The organism is Bradyrhizobium sp. TM233, assembly GCF_036247965.1.
Lineage (GTDB): Bacteria > Pseudomonadota > Alphaproteobacteria > Rhizobiales > Xanthobacteraceae > Bradyrhizobium > Bradyrhizobium ottawaense.
The window spans coordinates 1-301 of the sequence record NZ_BTIG01000289.1; the positions used below are offsets into that span (position 1 = coordinate 1).

Consider the following 301-nt stretch of genomic DNA (forward strand, 5'->3'; position numbering starts at 1 on the left):
TTGCACAAATTTCAGCATTATTTCTTCAGTTGCAGTAGCTCTTAAAGAGTACTTTGATTTGTTCGTAAACAACTCCTCATCAGATAGTTCAGGATCTTTCGATGAGCTGGTGTACCAAGTTTGAGCTAAAAAACCCACTGCTTGCATTAATGATCGAACATCTTTTTGTAATTCTGTGACTGTGTTCAGCACATCCTGTGCATAAAATATATGATTCAAGGAACCCATAAGCAATCAAAATTCTGTGACTTACAATAATGAACCAGCTACTGCCAATGTGCCTCATGTCCAAGGTTCAAAT

At 37.2% G+C, this 301-nt stretch carries 1 protein-coding gene; it reads right to left on the bottom strand.

Annotation, left to right across the window (positions count from 1 at the left end; translation table 11 throughout):
- Positions 1-228, bottom strand: a 228-nt coding sequence (locus tag AABA86_RS34355) for a hypothetical protein (RefSeq protein ID WP_338309905.1), incomplete at its 3' end; no start/stop codon positions are given.
- Positions 229-301 lie beyond the last annotated feature (73 nt).